Origin of the sequence: Levilactobacillus tujiorum, from assembly GCF_012641185.1 — a bacterium.
In the GTDB taxonomy this organism is placed as follows: domain Bacteria; phylum Bacillota; class Bacilli; order Lactobacillales; family Lactobacillaceae; genus Levilactobacillus; species Levilactobacillus tujiorum.
Map to the genome: position 1 here is coordinate 90,670 of NZ_JAAXLK010000007.1, position 15,277 is coordinate 105,946.

Below are 15,277 nucleotides of genomic sequence, written 5' to 3' on the forward strand. Positions count from 1 at the left end.
TAGTAAAGTTAACTTTCTTGTGGTTTACATAGAGGATAGCGTTGGGGAACGTTGTTCAGACTAAGTACAGAGGACGATCACGACTAGGTGATAGGTCCTTTGGTTTGCGAAGGAGTGGGTAGATTTTGAAGATAAGAACGCTATTTTTTAGTGTGATGGTCATTGGGTTAGGATTAATGATTTGGGGAAAAAGTCTAACGGCACAGGCGAGCATTTTTGATCCGCCAATTAAGCAAGCCTTAGATGCAGCACCACAGGGAGTGTCGGTGAACGACTACTTTTCGTTGGGAACAGTTGCTAATAATTCGGCAGTTTTGGCGAATACGCCATTTGGGGAAAATCAGGCGGTTCAGTTAACGGATAAAGCGAGTCAATTGGGGACGGTTTGGACCAATGATTCGTCAGCGATGAGTTTGGACTCTGACGCAACGGCTTCCATGTGGATGAACTTTGGTGACCGCAATAGTAGTTCTGGAGACGGGATGGCCTTTGTTCTTCAAAATGACGGTCGCAACCTTGGCGCTAGTTCAACGAACAGCGCGGGGAAACCGTTGGGTGGTGAGACACTTGGCGTTTGGGGATCGGATCAGGATAAGACTAAGGGCCAAGCCAGTGATGTAGCGGAGCGAGCCATTCAGAACAGTTGGGCGTTGGAATTTGATACGTATTCTAATAAAATTTCAGGTAGCGCCGCACCGGGCCTAAGTAGTTCTTTTGATGATGACCCTAACTTGGCGGCACCCTATGCCCACATTGCGTCAGGATTTCCCAGCAATCCAGCAACCTACACGATGCACGCGACTTCGAACGGCTACTATGCAACGATGAACCATACCCAGCCGATCTACGCGGGTTCTGCCGGTTGGATGGTTGATGGGAAATGGCATCATGTTACGCTAAAATGGCATGCGGCTGATCAGACAATGACTTATATTTATGACGATAAGGATCCTAAAACCGGCGATCCATTACCGAATCCACAGTCACGAACAGTTAGCGTTCCTAAGAAAGCGATTGATCCTGGGAATACGGGCAAGGTGCGCTGGGGGTTCACTGGATCTACTGGAACTAGATATGAACCTAACGCCGTTGTTTTCGAACAAGTTCCCGGTATCGTGAACGCGACAGCAACCGCTGATATCAAGGATGAAACGACGCAGCGTGCCGTCACGAGTGGTACGTCGGTGGGCGCTGGTCATAGCCTGCGCTTAAATTATAATTTAGCTTATACGGGTGGTAGCCAGAATTGGAAAGATATTCAGGCTCATTTGAACTTACCCGCCAATATCGATTATACCGGTGGAACTATCACGTATGGTGACCACAGTTTGCCGGTGACGCAGTTGAGCAAAACGGACCTTCAGTCTGGCGAGGTTACCCTGCCAGTTGAGGCCTTGTCGAAGGAGAATCCGACCGCAACGATTACGCTGAATGGGGATGCTAAAGTCGGCAGTACCGGGCAATTAACCAATAAATTCATTGGTGCCAATGCCATTACGGATGCCAGAACGCCAGACTTTACGGTGACCGCACCGTCTAAATCGAGTGCATTTCACATGACTTGGACGGGTGACAGTCAGACCGGTGAGGCAACTGTGGGTGCTAAAGATGACGTGCCGGTCACGGCGCAGCTCAGCTATGACGATAAGAGTACCGTTGACAATAGTCAGACAGTCCTTCATCCCGTGATCAACGGTGATCCACAGCCAATCATACCGTTAAAGACCACGGACCCGGCCGGTGCAGTTTCGTACAGTGTCCCTCAAGAAAAGCTACAGTCGGGACAGACGAATACGCTACAATTGTATGCTGAAGATGGTGCTGGACGGATTTCTGATAAATTAACTTATACGATTACGGTAAAATCTGGATCGTTGGATTTGTCCGTTCCGACGGGGGCTACCTTTAGGCCAACCACGTTGACGGGGCATGAACAGCTCATTCAACCTAGCGATGATTTTAAGGTTTCGGTCAGTGATACGCGGGGCAGTGGTCACGATTGGACCCTTTATGCCAAATCAACGACATTTGCCTCACGGTTTAGAAGTATCTTACCGGCATCGCTGATCTATAAAAACGACGATGGTGTCGCTAATTTGACAGCAGGATTTGCCAAAATAGAGTCAGCGACAACGACTGGTGATAGTGCGGTGACGGATATCTCTAAGAATTGGAGTGCTAACACGGGGCTCCTACTAGATGTTCAAGGAAATGCCATCGGTGGTAGTCATGATTTGCCGGCGCTCTACGGGGGAACAATCACGTGGAGCTTCACGAATGCACCAGCAACTGAATAAAATTTTAAAGCCAGTCGATCAGGTGGGTCGGCTGGCTTTTCGCTTACTCATTATTTTAGCAAAAAGGACGGAAGAAAGATACATTTATCCGCTAAAAGTGTGATATAAATATGAGGCATATCTCCCTACAAATACTATTATATCAAGTTTTATCGCCCAATTAGGTGGTTGATGTGGTATACTAATCTAATCGTATAGTCGATACTGTTATTATTAAACATTCACTACTATAAGTGATGTTATGAAAAGGGTTGATTAGATAGCTGACGATGCTTTGTAATTGGCAGCTATCTAATCTGGGGGAGAGAAAGCGCGTGATTGGAAAAGTCATCTTACTGTGGCTGAGTGGACTAATGCTGGGAGTTATGCTACTTGATCGGGTACTAACGGTTCAAGCTGATACTGATTTAAATGTGGCCTTGAGTAAGGCGCCACAGGGAATTACCCTAGCTAAATATTTTGAAGCGGGAACTGCCGAAAATAATCATGCGCAGGTTGTGGATGCGACGAATGCTCAGACCGCGGCGACTCAAGTCGTCAAATTAACGGACAATAGTCACCAAATGGGGAGTATCTGGTCGACGGAAAACAATCCGTTTGATCTCGATCATGAGCAAGTGATCTCCATGTGGTTATACTTTGGCAATCGTGGCAGTGACGCTACCGACGAGGAAAATCAACACAACAATACCGCTGGTGATGGGATGGCATTTGTCTTGCAAAATGATCCACGGGGAATTCAAGCGGTAACGTCAATGCCGGCTTGGGTCCATCAAGGTGAGAATTTGGGCACATGGGGGTTTGATCGGGGCTACAATTACGAGCACGATAATTTACTTAGTGATAAGAAGGTCTTGGAGACCGTCGCCAGCAGCGCCATTCAGCGCAGCTGGGCATTAGAGTTCGATACGCATCTGAACACGAGTCATCTATTTGAAGACTTGAAGGGCTGGGGGGATTCCTTTGACCGGATTGGTGGGAGCGGGTCCATTCGCTTCCCGCACATTGCTGCCAACTACCCGGGAGAGCCGGATTCGTATAAGAGAAGTTGGTCCTATAGTTCCAAAACATCGGGTGAGAAGCGCTCTTATATTTCGTTGGAACATAGTGGGCTCATCGTTGGGGAGAACTTTAACTTCCTATCAGATGGAAATTGGCACCATCTGACGATTCGTTATAGACCGGAACATAATGGCAACAAGCGATTGGGAGATTTGACTTATGGCTTCAATGATCGCAACGCAGTCACAGGAGTGCCCCAGCGCGGAACGGTGCGCCACGTCATCTTGGATAAGCGTAGACTGACGGATGCTGATCATCCCCATACGACGCGCTGGGGATTTACTGGTGCGACGGGGGCAAACTACGAAAACAATTTAGTTGTGTTTGATCAGATTCCGGATTTGGTAGACGTTTCTGCACAAGCAGAGTTGGTCAACTTATCGCAACAAAAGGTCGTTCATGAAGGCGATACGGTGAGAGAGCGTGACCAAGTGAAGCTAACGTATACCGTGGACTATCGGGACGGTAAGGCCGATTGGCATGAAGTGATTGCCAATTTAAAGCTCCCACAGCACATTCAGTATCAGAGTGGCACGATTGCCTATGGCGGTGGTGCTCAGGCATCGGAAACCTTAACGCGTCAGGAATTGACGACGACCAGGCTGGTTAAGAAGCTTAATCAGACATTTTCTAAATCCTACAATCAGGTGAAAATTTCACTGATCGGTAAGGTGGCTGCGGGGAACGCCCAGGTTCCAGCAACCACTAGTAGCTTCAATGGGACCGAGGCAGTCGCTGAGGCCACCGCACCAGGATTCCAGGTGGAGGCCCTTAAGTTCTTAACGCTACACCTGACCAACCCATTGACCCAAATGATTGAGCGGGATGGGCAGGTCAACATTGCTGGTCAAGTTGCGGTCCTTGAAAACGAAGACACGACGAATGATGATTTGATGGTGCATGCCGCCGTAAATGGTCGAGAAGTCCGTACACGCACCTTAGACGTTCAACGACCATTGGGAGTGGTTAATGAGCAACTAGAGGCCCAGCTCTTTACGGCCGATGCCAGCGAGTTGACGGTTTGGGTAACGGATACGCGGCAACATATGTCTAATAAGGTCGCCATCATGGTTTATCGCGGCCATCTCTTATTGAAGTCGGTGACCGATCAGGTTAAATTTAAGGGTCAGTTACGGGGGCATCTGCAGCGTTTGCCGGCTCAACGACCGATTAGGCTTACCGTTGACGACACCAGAAGAAATGGGGCTGGCTGGCACGTTACCGCTATGGCAACGCCAATGGTCCGAGCAGATCAACGCCCATTGATTGGCCAGCTCGTTTATGCGAAGGGAAGAGAGACTAAATACCTGATGCCGGATGAGGCGCAAACGTTGGTTAGCCATAAGAGTGGCTGGGTCAGGACGAGTAATTATAGCGCCACCATTAACGACCTGTTTCTCCAAGTCGGGGCGAGCGCAATCGCCGGTGACTATGCTGGCAGCATTACGTGGACCTTGCATGATGCCCCCTAATAAAAAACACGTCACCGCCACGAAACGTTAATTTCGTGGCCGGCAACGTGAGATGTACGTTAAGCTAGCTGATCTAACCAGGCGGGCAGAGCGGCTGCCAGTTCCTGGTAAGTCAATTCAAATTTGTGAGTGTACCAAGGATCGTCGATGGCCTCGCCCTCGCGACCAGGCAGAATGTCGAGGCACAGCTTGACCTTAGCCGCATCTGCCGCGCTAGGCGCCATACGTTGTAGGTTGGCGACGTTAGCGTGATCCATCGTGATAATGGTATCGGCCCAGTCGAAATCTTCCGCAGTGATTGGCCGTGAACGATGTTGGCTCGCATCTAATCCGTGGGCACGCATGGCTTTAAGCGCGCCGGGATGGGGATGATTGCCCTCTTCTTCGGGGCTAGTGGCAACTGAGGCAACGGCGAACTGATCCGTTAGGTGGCGTTGTTCCAGTAGGTCGTTAAAGATAGCCTCAGCCATTGGCGATCGACAAATGTTACCTAGGCAAACAAAGAGCACGTGTTGCATGGGAAACCTCCTAATTATTGGTTAAGCCAGGGTTACTTATTGGAGTCTGGTTTTACCTTTTGTTATGATGAGTGTACCAGAAAAATTGAGAAGGAGTGATAGTAATGCCTTGGATTATCTTGATTATCGTGTTAGCAATCTTGGTCATTTGGTACGTGAGTGCGTACAACGGCCTGATTAAAACCCGGACGTACGTCCAAGAATCTTGGAGTCAGATTGACGTTCAGCTCAAGCGGCGAAATGATTTGATTCCTAACCTGGTCTCTACGACGAAAGGGTACGCTAACTACGAGCAAGGAACGTTGAAAAAGGTTGTGGAATTGCGTAATCAGTTGACCGCAATCCCAGCCGATGACCATCAACAAACGATGGCGGTGTCCAACGAATTGTCGACGACGTTACGGTCGTTGTTCGCGTTGTCCGAAAATTATCCAGATCTGAAAGCCAACACCCAGTTCAAAGAGTTAATGGAAGAACTGACCAATACGGAGAACAAGATTGCTTATTCACGGCAGTTGTATAACAGTTCTGTTGCTAACTTGACGGTTAAGATTCAGTCTTTCCCAAGTAACATTGTCGCCAAAATCCATCATTTTCAGGAAAACGAGTACTTGCAAGTTCCTGAAGAGGAGAAGACGACTCCTAAAGTTAATTTTGATGATTTTAATCAATCCGATAAGTAGGCGATCAGATGTTATATGACCAAATAGCCATGAACAAACGGCGAACGGGTTACGTCATGTTTGGCTTTGGCCTGCTCGTCTTAGTCATTGGTGCAGCATTAGGCTATCTTTTCTGGAGTAACTGGCAGTCGGGCGCGGTGATCGCCTTTGTCGTGGCCCTGGTTTATATGTTGATTATGATTAGTCAGTCGACGAACGTGGTCATGAGTATGAACCACGCCAGGGAAATCACGGATGTCAGTCAGGCACCACAGCTCTGGCACATGATTGAAGATATGGCATTAGTCGGCAAGGTGCCGATGCCGCGGGTCTTCATTATTGATGATCCCAGTCCTAACGCTTTCGCCACGGGCAACAGTCCCGAAAAGTCGGCGGTAGCAGTGACAACCGGCATCTTACAACGACTAAACCGTGAAGAACTCGAGGGCGTCATTGGCCATGAGATCTCGCACGTTCGCAATTATGATATTCGACTACAGACGATCGCGTTGGCTCTTTCCGCTGCCATCGGGATGCTGGTGAACTTTGCCAGCAACTGGTTATGGTGGGGTGGAGGTCGCCGGCGTGATGACGACCGTGATTCTGCGGGCAATGCCATTGCCTTAGTTATTTCGATCGTCTTGATCATTCTGGCCCCGCTAGCTGCTAGCATTGCCCAAATGGCATTGTCGCGTAATCGCGAATATTTGGCGGATGCCTCTAGCGTTGAGCTGACGCGTAATCCGCAAGGGTTGATTAATGCGTTGCGTAAGATTGATGACAGTGAACCGATGGAAGCTGCGGACCCCAACAGTTCGGCCTTGTATATTGGCGATCCCTTTAAAAACAAACATCGACTAGGGGATTTATTTGCGACGCATCCCCCAATCGCTGACCGAATTGCCCGCCTCGAAAAAATGTGAAATAAGTAGCGGTTTTCACACCAGTTTCGTAGTACAATTAACGATGAGACTAGGGGAAAGAGTGTAAGAATATGCGCGGAAATTTTGTGTATTTAAGTTTAGAGCCCGTGACGAATATGATTTATTCGTTGGGAATATCACCAGCTGATTTTTTAAACGGTATCCCAGCGATACCCAATCAGTTGCTTTTGTTGAATGATGAATCGGGCAGTGACGTGGAGATTAATCCCCACACGCGCTTGCAGACCATCACGGGGCAGACCCAAATCCGGCGCTACTTACTGGCTAAGCATGAGCATGCCGTGAAGTGGTTGGATTACGTGCACGGTGATGATCTGGACTACCTCTTACCTGGCGAAATTGCAGAGCTACTGTATCTGGCCCACATGGAGACGCATATTCGGACGCCGTTTTATGCTAAATTACAAAATGAGTATGCTTACTTAACGCTACGTGACGGCTTCTTTAAGACGTATTATCGTCATTTACCGGACTTCGATCACGTCTTGGAAGTGAGCATTAAACGTCATTTACGGGCGATGCACAACAATCGGTGGGTTTTTGCCCGGCCGTTAGCGATCAGTGATATCCCCCATGAGATTTTAATCCAACTCATCCAAGGCTTGTTGGATGGATTGATTATTGCGTTTGATCAATTAGTAGAGCGGCACCGGATTTATGTGATCCCGGTGCGGGCAATTACGCATCCAGAGCGGCAGAACACCTGGTACTCACAGGAAGAAGTTTATGCTGATTCGCGTGAGGTGGCGAGTCTAAGCTATGACCTCACCACGCGTGAATGGGCATTGCAGATTCACGATAATCAGGTATTCAGCGATGTGAAGGACTTAATCTGAAAGAATTTAAAAAGAGCGGGCCAACGATGAGTGATTGGTTTTGGTCCGTGCTTCCGGCTAAGCACATCCGGAGCAAAGAGAGGTCTGAGACGCTGGTCTCAGACCTCTCTTACTTTTACGTGTTTGGCTGTGGGACGTCGTGCGAGCGGGCGCCTGGCTGGTAATTTCTGGTGACTTTTAGGTTTACCATCAGATTTCATGGTATAATGATGGTCAGTATTTATTTTCGACATTAACTGAGGAGCTGACGACTCTTCAGAAATCAACTTAGGGTGCAAGGCGTTACGTCCGGCCCGTTACATAGGAGTATAAAACATGAAGATGCAGCTTGCTGAAATTGCTCATGCAGTTGGAGCAATCAATGATTTCGAACAATGGAGTAGTGTCAGTGTCACGAGTGTGGCTTTCGATAGTCGGCACCTCCAGCCGGGAGGACTCTTTATTCCGCTAACGGGTGAACAGGACGGGCACCAATTTATTCAGTCAGCCATCGATCACGGTGCGGTTGCGACACTCTGGGCCCGCGATTTAGCGACGGCCCCGGCCGATTTTCCGGTGATTCAGGTCGCTGATTCACTGAAGGCTTTGCAAACGTTGGCCCAGTATTATCTGACGAAGATCAATCCGCGGGTGGTCGCGGTCACCGGGAGTAACGGGAAGACGACGACTAAGGACATGATCGCCAGCATTTTGGCCACGCAATTTAATGTGACCAAGACGCACGCTAACTTCAATAACGAGATTGGGGTGCCGATGACGGTTCTTTCCATGGAACCTAATACGGAGATGTTAGTGGTTGAAATGGGGATGGACCGACCGGGTCAGCTTGATTTCTTGAGTAACTTGGTTGCACCGGATATCGCCGTGATTACGATGATTGGGGAAGCCCACATTGAATTCTTTGGCACCAGAGATAAGATTGCAGATGCGAAGATGGAGATTACCCATGGGCTCAGTGAAGATGGTATCCTGGTTTACAATGGAGACGAACCGTTGTTACGCGACCGGACGGCTGATTTACAGCTCCGGCAGCATACCTTTGGTCAGGCGGCGACCGATGATCTCTATGCGACCGAGATCTCGGGAACGTCCACGGCCACGAGTTTTAAGACGAACCTTTGGCCAGATAAGACATTTACCATTCCAATGATTGGCACGTACAATGTGAATAACGCGTTGGCTGCCCTGTCAGTGGCGAATGTTTACCGGATTCGCCCAGAGAATTCACAGCGCGCACTCAGTACGGTTACCTTGACTGAGAACCGCGCTGAATGGGTTAAGGGCACCGCGGGTGAGGATATTCTAAGCGATGTCTACAACTCCAACCCCACGGCCGTTAAACAAGTGCTGGCGGCCTTCTCGCAGACGCCCGTTACTGGTAAGCGGTACGTCGTGTTAGGAGATATGCTGGAATTAGGGGCGCAGGCGGATACCATGCACGCGGAGCTGGCCACCGCGATTGATCCCGCTAAGATCAGTCACGTTTACTTGGTGGGGCCGCACATGGTTGCCTTACAGCAGCGACTGGCACAAGAAAAGCCAGATTTGCCAGTGACACATTTTGCCGCGGATGCCTTGCCAGCGCTTACATCAGCGCTTCAAGATCAGCTAACCAGTGCGGATCAGATTTTATTAAAGGGATCTCACGGGATTCATTTGGAGCAAGTATTAGCGGCGTTACAGGATTCTAATGAAAAATAATGAAAAAGATAAGCAATTTCCACAAGTCGTGGGAGTTGCTTATTTTGTTTCACCGTTGTATGATGGCTTAGTTGCTTATTTAGAGAAACAAACATACCCCGCGTTAGCCAATCATAAGTCGTTCCACGGAAAACGGATTTTTTTCAAGATTTATGAGGCACTGGCGCGATGCACCTATTAGGAGGAAATTATTTTTGAAGTTTAAAGAACTGGGTCTTTCTGAAGACCTACTGAAGGCTGTTACGACAGCAGGTTACGAAGAAGCGACCCCAATTCAAGCCGAGACAATCCCCATGGTTTTGGCTGGTCAAGATGTGATTGGACAAGCTCAAACCGGTACTGGGAAGACTGCGGCATTTGCCTTACCAATTCTTGAAAAGATTGATAAGCACAATGAGAACGTCCAAGCGCTGGTTGTTTCCCCAACTCGGGAACTGGCGATTCAAACCCAAGAAGAAATTTATAAATTAGGCCGTAACGAACGGGCAAACGTCCAAGTCGTTTATGGTGGTGCTGACATCCGTCGGCAAATCAAATCCTTAAAGAATCATCCACAAGTTGTTGTGGGGACGCCTGGTCGGTTACTTGACCACATCCGTCGTCACACGCTGAAGTTGGATCACGTTCAGATGTTAGTCCTTGATGAAGCCGATGAAATGTTAAACATGGGTTTCTTGGATGACATTGAAGATATCATCAAGCAATTGCCTGAGAAGCGTCAAACGATGCTCTTCTCAGCAACGATGCCACCTGAAATCAAGCGGGTTGGGGTTCAGTTCATGCAAGACCCTAAGCACGTTAAGATTAAAGCGAAGGAATTAACGACCGACCTGATCGATCAATTCTACGTCCGTTCTCGTGATTTCGAAAAATTCGATATCATGACGCGGTTCTTCGATGTTCAAGACCCTGATTTGACCATCGTCTTCACTCGGACGAAACGCCGGGTTGATGAAATCTCCAGTGGGTTACAAGCACGTGGTTACAACGCTGCTGGGATTCACGGTGACTTGACGCAGAAGCGCCGGACACAAATCATGAACGAATTCCGTCACGGCAAGTTGGACATCTTGGTCGCAACTGACGTGGCTGCGCGTGGGATCGACATCAATGATGTGACGCACGTGTACAACTACGATATTCCACAAGATCCAGACAGTTATGTTCACCGTGTCGGCCGGACTGGCCGTGCCGGGAAGCATGGGGTTTCCATGACTTTCGTGACGCCTAACGAAATGGATTACTTGCGTGAAATCGAAAAGCTGACCAAGGTGCGGATGCTTCCTCTGAAGCCACCTTCGGATGAAGAAGCACTGGTTAGTCAATTAGGCGCAGCTAAGGAAACGATCGCTGACCTGATTAACAAGACGGATACTGAAAAGTATGCCAAGACGGCGGAAAGCCTATTGGCCCAATACGATGCTGAAGACTTAGTTGCCGTTCTCTTGAACGACTTGACTAAGGACAACAGTAACCAAGTACCCGTTAAGATTACGCCAGAACGGCCATTGCCTAAGCGTGGTGGTAAGCGTCATGGCGGTGGCGGTTACCATCATGGTGGCGGCAATCGTCGTGGCAATGGTGGCGGATACCGTCATCGTCAAGACCGTCGTAGTAATGGCGGCGACCGTCACGGTCATGGTCATGACTCACGTGGTCATGGTAACGATCGTAATCGGCGGAGCAACAACGGTGGTCGGCGTTCCGAAGGTGGCCGCGGTTTCACCATTCGGAAAAAAGACTAAAATAAGTTAATTGATTAGAAGGAAGCAACGCTTGGTTAGGCAGACCAGGGGTTGCTTTTTCTTATGGTTTGATTTTTTTAAATGCGCAGATGGGGTGGCAACACGGGCTGCTAATCGTCTAAAGTGTAAAAGACTTTAACCCATGACGGCGACGGGTACGCTTAAGTAGTGGCCAGTCTTGCTAACCAACTGATGAATGATCTTATTGGGTGAAAACGATGAGCTAGCGCGGTCTTACCGCAAAATCATGGGTTGAATTAAAATTATAGATCGCGACTAACCCTGGATGGAGGGGCATTTTAACCACCTCACAAAATGAATTGTCACATAAACTTATTTGTGGATAGATATTTTAGGTTGCATGATATTTTGGAATATGATATTATCTCCTTATCGAAACGATATGTAAAAACTTATTGAATAAAATTATCCCTCAGTCAACCAACCACGGAGGTTACCATTATGGCCAATTACTTTGACTTACACGCCGCAGCCGCACTTGCCACTAAGCCAGGTCCTTTTGTGACCATGACGCTGCCCATTACCGGGGTCCCTGCAACTGATCGGACCCAGTTCAATAGCCTGTTAAAGGCGGGCAAACGCCGACTGGCAGAGGTGGCGCCTAACCGTAACTGGGCAGTTTATGAAGAATCATTTGCCCCGTATGAGCACGGCCCGTTGACCAACGGGAGTGCCCGTGGCCTATTGATTATGGCTGGTGCCACGGAGAGTTACCACTACTGGCTCCACACTGCGGTCGGCCCCACAATTACCGTGACGTATCAGCCTAATGTCCTGCCCATCTTACGGTCACGAGATACGATCAGTGACTACGATCTGCTGTTGCTGGACAGCCAAGGATTTGAGGTTGCGCAAGTGCGGAGCGGCCGGCCGGAATTGGTGAACCTCCCCGTGGATGCGCCGAATACGTTGGAAAAGGCCTTGGGCAGTGAGCTGCGGGACCGGGGACGGTGGCAACGCTCCGCTGGTGACAGTACCCATTACAGTGGGACGGGGACGTTAGATGCCAGCAAATCGGCGGATCAACGGAACTATTTTATGGCGGTAGATGCTTACGTCAGCCAGCAATTTTCTAACGTGGATCAAGTGCCCTTAATTCTGGTGGCGAGTGCGAAGAATCAGGGGAATTTCCGCAAGCTGTCCCAAAATGCTTATTTGGATGCCAACGTACGGGTGGTGCAGGCGCCAAACTTAGCGGCGGCTAACCAGACCCTCGTGGCGTTAATGGTCGGCGTGAACGACCAACGTCACGTGCAGGCGGCCCAGATTCGCCAAGATGCCTATGATAAAGCGCGTCAGCAAAAGCAAGTCGTCCTGGACTTGGGCGCCTTAGCGACGGCCGCCGTTCAGGGGCAAATCGCGAAGCTGTGGATTCAAGACGATGCTTTTCAAGCGGGGCACTTAACGGAGAGTGGTGACGTGATGACGGCCACGGCCCTGAGTCGGCAGAACAATCTGTATAACGATCTTGCGTTGGTGGTGTCGCAACGCGGTGGGCAAGTCGAAGTTTTGCCAGCAGACGCGATGCCAACGCGTAGTCCAATTGCGGCGCAGTTACGGATCAGAGAGTCCGTTCAACTGTAGGCCTGGTTTGGCGGAAAAGTTGAGAAATCGGTGGTTACCCAGTCGTGGTGGGGACCACCGATTTTTTGTGGCGGGTGTAAATAAATTGAGATTAGTTTATGTTTTCCCTAACCGATTAAGTGGGAGGGGTTAATTTGGTAACCCTGTGCTAAAATATAACCTAGACATTATAGAGAGGTGACGTCATGATCTATGGAACTGGCATTGATATTACGGACTTGGCGCGGGTTGCCGACGTGGTGGCGAAGCAGCCGCAGTTCTTACAGCGGGTGCTCACCCCTGGGGAACTGACGGATTATCGACAGTTGAGTGGGTCGCGGGCGATTGAATTTATTGCCGGGCGCTGGTCAGCTAAGGAATCTTACAGCAAGGCCATGGGTACGGGGATTGGTCGTGCAGTTGGTTTTCAAGATATTGAGATTCGGGATAATGCGGCGGGCCAACCGGTCGTGTTGCAGCAACCCTTCGCGGGAATCGCGCACGTATCAATTTCACATACGGCGACGGTCGTCATGACTCAGGTTATTTTAGAAAGAGGGTAAGCGTCATGGTAGTTGGGGTACATCGTCCTACGCGACTGGTGATTGATCGCGCTGCGTTACGGCACAACATTCATGCAGAAGTGGAACGGTTAGATAAGAATTGTGAGTTATTTATGGTTGTGAAAGCGAATGGGTATGGTCATGGGGCCATTCAGGTCGCCCAAGCAGCCAAGGACGCCGGAGCCACTGGCTTTTGCGTGGCAATCTTAGATGAAGCGTTGGAATTACGTGCGGCGGGATTCAATGAGCCAATCTTGATTTTAGGGGTGACGTCACCAGCCGATGCGCCATTAATGGCTGCGGAGGATATTTCCGCAACGGTTGCGGCTACGGATTGGTTGGCGGATGCGCAAGCTTATTTGGCCCTGGAAAAGGACCTTACGGCGCCCTTACACGTCCATTTGGCCCTGGATACGGGGATGGGACGGATCGGCTTCCGTACGGTACCGGAGTTAACGACGGCCATTGAATACGTAGACGCCCACCAGGAGAGTTTAGATTTTGAAGGGATCTTTACGCATTTTTCAACCGCTGATAGCCCGGATGAACACTACTTCAAACAACAAGTGGCTAAGTGGCACGAATTAACCGATCATTTGCCGCGTCGACCGCGCTACGTTCACGTGTCTAATTCCGCGACTAGTCTGTGGCATGCTGAGTGCAATGACAATATGGTCCGGTTCGGAGTCTCCGGCTACGGTTTAAATCCGTCTGGCACGGCGATCAAGCCACCATATGCTTTACAGCCCGCCATGAGCCTGACCAGTGAGTTGGTCTTTACTAAGCAGATTGCGGCGGGAGACTCTGTGGGGTACGGCGCAACCTACACGGCCCAGCAGGCTGAATGGGTTGGCACGGTGCCGATTGGTTACGCAGACGGCTACGAACGGCGGTTACAGGGCTTCCACGTGTTGGTCGATGGTCACGCCTGTGAAATTATCGGCCGCGTTTGCATGGATCAGATCATGGTGCGTTTACCCCATGACTATTCGCGGGGGACAACGGTGACTTTGGTGGGGCAAGACCACGGCGCTGAAATCACGCTACAAGATGTTGCGACGTACTGCGAAACCATCCACTACGAGATTGCTTGTGGCTTTACCAGTCGGCTGCCACGACGGTATCTCAATTAATTGTATGGGTTTATAGTGTCCAGCTTCCGATATTCGTGGTAAACTATATGAGTCGAGATGAATACAGAAGCCTAGGAGGAAATTATGACCCGTACACAGCAATTAAATAGCCCCAACTTGCGGTTACACATTTCCAAACGGGTCCAACGACAAGCGTTGGTGCCGTTGCGGTCATCTGCAGCTGACAAACTTGCATTAATTGCCGGATACCAAGCGATGGCCCGGATTAATCAGGAAATTGCGCGGATATTTACGCCGTGTGAAGAGGAAGCTGAACGGCGGCTTACAAAGTTTCGAAGAACACAATCTTAAAAAATAAAATGAACAGTAGATAGGGGATGGCGGCCCATGGCCCGTGTTGAAGTCAAACGCGGTGATGTTTTTTTCGCCGACCTATCACCAGTCGTTGGTTCGGAGCAAGGCGGCATGCGTCCCGTCTTGATCATCCAGAACAACGTGGGAAACCATTACAGTCCAACCGTAATTGTGGCGGCAATCACTGCGCGGATTGAGAAGCCGAAGATGCCTACACACGTAGGGATTTCGGCAGCTCATACCGGTATTGAGCGGGATTCCGTCATTTTGCTTGAACAGATCCGGACGATCGATAAACAGCGGTTAAAGGATCAGGTCACCCACTTGGATGTCAAAACGATGGCAGCAGTTGATGCTGCGTTAGCAACCAGCGTGGGATTGGTGGATAAGTCGAAGAGAAAGCGGAATCGAAGCAACACCCGCACTACATAGCGCCCTTAGTGGC

Annotated in this window: 13 protein-coding genes; 12 read left to right on the top strand and 1 reads right to left on the bottom strand. The window is 49.6% G+C overall.

The genetic code is table 11. The annotated features are described in order from the left end of the window. Positions 1 to 125 precede the first annotated feature (125 nt). Entirely contained in the window at positions 126 to 2,297 is a 2,172-nt protein-coding gene (locus tag HF569_RS05000) for a lectin-like domain-containing protein (RefSeq protein WP_168901559.1), read from the top strand. A gap of 314 nt (positions 2,298 to 2,611) precedes the next feature. Then, on the top strand, positions 2,612 to 4,831 hold the full coding sequence (locus HF569_RS05005) for an L-type lectin family protein (RefSeq protein ID WP_168901560.1): 2,220 nt from the start codon (positions 2,612 to 2,614) through the stop codon (positions 4,829 to 4,831). 59 nt (positions 4,832 to 4,890) lie between these two features. Here HF569_RS05005 and HF569_RS05010 read toward each other — a convergent pair whose 3' ends face one another. Further along, the gene (locus HF569_RS05010) at positions 4,891 to 5,349 is read right to left on the bottom strand and encodes a low molecular weight protein-tyrosine-phosphatase (protein ID WP_168850537.1); all 459 of its coding nucleotides are present in this window, start codon (positions 5,347 to 5,349) and stop codon (positions 4,891 to 4,893) included. 104 nt (positions 5,350 to 5,453) lie between these two features. On the opposite strand from HF569_RS05010, the gene HF569_RS05015 reads away from it, so the two are divergent. The 10 genes from HF569_RS05015 to HF569_RS05060 all read left to right on the top strand — a co-directional run bounded on the left by HF569_RS05015 (position 5,454) and on the right by HF569_RS05060 (position 15,264). After that, complete coding sequence (locus tag HF569_RS05015; protein ID WP_168901561.1) at positions 5,454 to 6,032, top strand: LemA family protein; 579 nt, start codon at positions 5,454 to 5,456, stop codon at positions 6,030 to 6,032. Between the two features lie 8 nt (positions 6,033 to 6,040). After that, complete coding sequence (gene htpX / locus HF569_RS05020) at positions 6,041 to 6,934, top strand: zinc metalloprotease HtpX (RefSeq protein ID WP_168901562.1); 894 nt, start codon at positions 6,041 to 6,043, stop codon at positions 6,932 to 6,934. A gap of 71 nt (positions 6,935 to 7,005) precedes the next feature. Further along, positions 7,006 to 7,791 (top strand): hypothetical protein, encoded by a 786-nt coding sequence (locus HF569_RS05025; RefSeq protein ID WP_168850540.1) that lies wholly within the window; start codon positions 7,006 to 7,008, stop codon positions 7,789 to 7,791. A 315-nt stretch (positions 7,792 to 8,106) separates the two neighbouring features. After that, on the top strand, positions 8,107 to 9,492 hold the full coding sequence (locus tag HF569_RS05030; protein WP_168901563.1) for a UDP-N-acetylmuramoyl-tripeptide--D-alanyl-D-alanine ligase: 1,386 nt from the start codon (positions 8,107 to 8,109) through the stop codon (positions 9,490 to 9,492). Positions 9,493 to 9,686: 194 nt separating this feature from the next. Continuing rightward, positions 9,687 to 11,237, top strand: a complete 1,551-nt coding sequence (locus HF569_RS05035; protein ID WP_168901564.1) for a DEAD/DEAH box helicase — start codon at positions 9,687 to 9,689, stop codon at positions 11,235 to 11,237. A gap of 462 nt (positions 11,238 to 11,699) precedes the next feature. After that, entirely contained in the window at positions 11,700 to 12,842 is a 1,143-nt protein-coding gene (locus HF569_RS05040) for a baeRF6 domain-containing protein (protein WP_168901565.1), read from the top strand. 185 nt (positions 12,843 to 13,027) lie between these two features. After that, on the top strand, positions 13,028 to 13,384 hold the full coding sequence (gene acpS, locus HF569_RS05045) for a holo-ACP synthase (RefSeq protein ID WP_168850661.1): 357 nt from the start codon (positions 13,028 to 13,030) through the stop codon (positions 13,382 to 13,384). Positions 13,385 to 13,389: 5 nt separating this feature from the next. Further along, positions 13,390 to 14,517 (top strand): alanine racemase, encoded by a 1,128-nt coding sequence (alr, locus tag HF569_RS05050; RefSeq protein ID WP_168901566.1) that lies wholly within the window; start codon positions 13,390 to 13,392, stop codon positions 14,515 to 14,517. Positions 14,518 to 14,601: 84 nt separating this feature from the next. Beyond that, positions 14,602 to 14,829 carry a hypothetical protein gene (locus HF569_RS05055; protein ID WP_168901567.1) on the top strand — a complete coding sequence of 76 codons (228 nt, stop codon included), beginning with the start codon at positions 14,602 to 14,604 and terminating at the stop codon, positions 14,827 to 14,829. Positions 14,830 to 14,865: 36 nt separating this feature from the next. After that, positions 14,866 to 15,264 (top strand): type II toxin-antitoxin system PemK/MazF family toxin, encoded by a 399-nt coding sequence (locus tag HF569_RS05060; protein ID WP_168850664.1) that lies wholly within the window; start codon positions 14,866 to 14,868, stop codon positions 15,262 to 15,264. Positions 15,265 to 15,277 lie beyond the last annotated feature (13 nt).